The organism is bacterium (genome assembly GCA_027622355.1).
Taxonomy (GTDB): domain Bacteria; phylum UBA8248; class UBA8248; order UBA8248; family UBA8248; genus JAQBZT01.
Genome location: JAQBZT010000312.1, coordinates 1 through 3,099, shown reverse-complemented (window position 1 = coordinate 3,099; position 3,099 = coordinate 1). Strand labels below are relative to the sequence as shown.

Here is a 3,099-nt window from a genome sequence, read left to right as displayed (position 1 = left end):
TAGCCAATTATATCATATAGTTACAAAGATTACCGGCTCTTTTCGCTCTGTTCCGCCGCATAATGTGGGGGAAAGGTGACGGGCAAATCGTATCGGCACCCCTCATCGGGGGTCAAGGAATGGGGGCTGACGGTGCAAGGGAAATCAAATCAGGCGGAAACACGGACTTCCCTGGATTTCGGAGTAAATGCTCGTAAACCATTGGAATTCCGTCTTATGATTTGACATTCTCCGATAGGAGGTATAGAAAAATACTATCTGAATCGTGTGGCGGATCGCCACTTTTCAGCCTGGAGGCAACAAATTCGATGATGTTTCCGAGACGCATTGCAAAATGGCTTCCGCTGCTCATGCTGGGCGTCCTGTTGTTCGCCGCCGCCGCCGCGTCCGCGCAGACCCTCCGTATTTCGGCCATCCCGGACGAATCGCCCACCGAACTCATCCGCAAGTTCACGCCCCTGGCGGATTACCTTTCGAAAGAACTCGGCGTTGAAGTGAAGTTCACTCCGCTGGTGGATTATGCCGCTACCGTCGAGGCGCTCGCCGCCGGCAAGTTGGACCTTGTCTGGTACGGCGGCTTCACCCATGTACAGGCCCGCATCCGCACGAAGGGGAAAGCGGTGCCGCTCGTCATGCGGATCCGCGACCTGAATTTCCGCAGCAAATTCATCACCCGCAAAGGGAGCGGAATCAAAGCGCTGGCCGATTTGAAGGGAAAAACCTTCGCCTTCGGGAGCGTGAGCAGCACCTCGGGCCACCTCATGCCCCGCTTTTTCCTCAAACGGGCCGGCCTGATCCCGGAAAAGAATTTCGCAAAATTCAGTTTCTCCGGCGCTCATGACGCCACCGCCAAATGGGTGGAGGCCGGCAAGGTGGACGCCGGCGTCCTCAACGAAGCGGTGTGGGAAAAGCTTGTGAAGTCGGGAAAGATCGACACATCCAAGGTCACAGTTTTCTACACCACCCCCGGCTATGTCGACTACAACTGGACAGCGCGGGGCGACCTGGATCGGCGCCTTCTGAGCCGGCTCACCGGCGCGTTTCTCAAGCTGAATCCGGACAACCCCGCGCACAAAAAGATTCTCGCCCTCCAGCGCGCCACGGGATACGTCGTGGCCTTCCCCGGCGACTTCAAGGGTATCGAAGACGCCGCCGAGGACGCGGGGCTCCTGAAAAAGCTGCGGAACTAACTTCTGCGGAAGAGGCGCCGCCGCCCTTCCCCCAAATTCCCCTGAAGATGCGACAGGACGGCGCGGGACATTGGATCCGGCTTTTTCCATCGAAAACGTAACCAAACGCTACCGGCGCGCGGACGGATCCAAGTATACGGCCATTGCATATCTGAATCTCGCGTTCCAACCCGGAGAGTCGGCCGCCATCATCGGCCCGAGCGGGGCCGGCAAGACCACCCTGCTTCGCCTTCTGAACCTCACGCTTCTCCCCGACACCGGCGAGATCCGCGTGGACGGAATCAACCCGGCATTCTTGCCGGGAAAAGAACTCCGCAAGCTGCGCGCGCGGACCGCCACGATCTACCAGCAGCACAATCTTGTCGCCTCCCTCCGTGTGATCCACAACATCCTGGCCGGAAATCTCGGCACATGGTCGTTCCTGCGCGCCATGCGCTCTCTTTTCTTCCCCCGCGACGTGGAGCAGGCGGCGGCGGCGGCCCAAAAAGTCGGTGTTCTGGAAAAGCTCTGGGAGCGCACCGATCGCCTCAGCGGCGGCGAACAGCAGCGCGTCGCCATGGCCCGCGCGCTGATCCAGAATCCGCGCCATCTTCTCGCCGACGAGCCGATTGCGAGTGTTGACCCCTCCCTGTCGGACAGCCTCATTGCCATGCTGCGCCACATGAGCAATGCCGAGGGCAAAACACTGATCGTCAGTCTCCACGACGTGCCCCTCGCCCTCCGGCACTTTCCCCGAATCATCGGCCTTCATCCCGAAGGGCTTCTGTTCGACCTGCCGCCCGGTGCGGTGACCGAAGACCTTCTCGCCAAACTCTACGCGACCGAGGCCGCCGGCACCCATGACGCCCGCTCCTGGTTGAGGGCCGCCTTCGAAAACGGCCGCTGAGATGACCGCCGCCGCCTCTGCCATCCCCGAAAAACCCCGCCTCTCGCCGGGCGGGTTTGTCTTTTTCTTTTCCCTGGCCGCCGTCCTTCTGGCCAGCTTCGTTTTGACCGACTCGAATCCGGTCCTGCTTTTCCGGCAGGACTCCCTCAATTCCATGGCGAATTTTCTTTCGGGATTCCTGCGGCCCGACTTCAGTGCGGCGTTCTTGCGGGAAATCGGAAAACCCGTTCTGGAAACGATTCAGCTCGCCACGGCGGGAACCTTTCTGGCGCTTCTCTTCGGCGCGCCGCTCTCGCTCTTTGCGGCCAGCACCTTCACCCTCGGCGGCGCTTTGTTCGAGGGAGACCCCGATCCCGGTCCCTGGAAAAAACGCTTCCACTCCGCCGTCTACCTGAGCGCGCGCTTTGTCCTGAACTTCATGCGATCCATCCCCGAACTGGTGTGGGCCCTGATGTTCGTCCGTGCCGTGGGTCTGGGACCGGCACCGGGTGTTCTCGGGCTGGGAGTGGCCTACGCCGGTGTGGTGGGAAAGGTGTTCGCGGAGATTCTGGAGGGGGCGGATCTGCGGCCGGCCATCTCCCTGCGCGCCGCAGGGGCGTCGTTGCCGAAAGTGATTTTCTACGGCGTCGTTCCGACCGTCTTTCGAACGCTCCTCTCCTACACCCTCTACCGCTGGGAGTGCGCCATGCGGGCGGCGGCCATCCTCGGCTTTGTCGGCGCCGGCGGGCTGGGCCAGCAGATCGAGATTTCGATGCGGATGTTCGAGCATGGACAGACGGCGACGCTCATCCTGGCCCTGTTCGCCCTCGTGGCGGGCGCGGACGTGCTGAGCGCCTTTATCCGGAGGAGGATTTCATGATGCAGGCGGCATCCCCGGTCCGGCTGCCTGCGCGGCCCTCCTCCCGGGAGAGACTCCTCTGGGCGGCAGGGGTCATCCTCCTGCTGGGATGGAGTTTCTCCCTGCTCTGGGAGGGGCTGGGCGATCTGTTTTCTCTTGAAGGCCTGCGGCAGATAGGGGTCTAT

Annotated in this window: 3 protein-coding genes; all 3 read left to right on the top strand. The window is 61.4% G+C overall.

Annotated features, from left to right (window positions below):
* Positions 1-350: 350 nt before the first annotated feature.
* The 3 genes from O2807_14015 (at position 351) to O2807_14005 (ending at position 2,935) form a co-directional block, all read left to right on the top strand.
* Positions 351-1,190, top strand: coding sequence for a putative selenate ABC transporter substrate-binding protein (locus O2807_14015; protein ID MDA1001617.1), 840 nt, complete (start codon positions 351-353; stop codon positions 1,188-1,190).
* A 70-nt stretch (positions 1,191-1,260) separates the two neighbouring features.
* Positions 1,261-2,076 (top strand): ATP-binding cassette domain-containing protein, encoded by an 816-nt coding sequence (locus O2807_14010; protein MDA1001616.1) that lies wholly within the window; start codon positions 1,261-1,263, stop codon positions 2,074-2,076.
* A gap of 1 nt (position 2,077) precedes the next feature.
* On the top strand, positions 2,078-2,935 hold the full coding sequence (locus O2807_14005) for a phosphate/phosphonate ABC transporter permease (GenBank protein ID MDA1001615.1): 858 nt from the start codon (positions 2,078-2,080) through the stop codon (positions 2,933-2,935).
* Positions 2,936-3,099 lie beyond the last annotated feature (164 nt).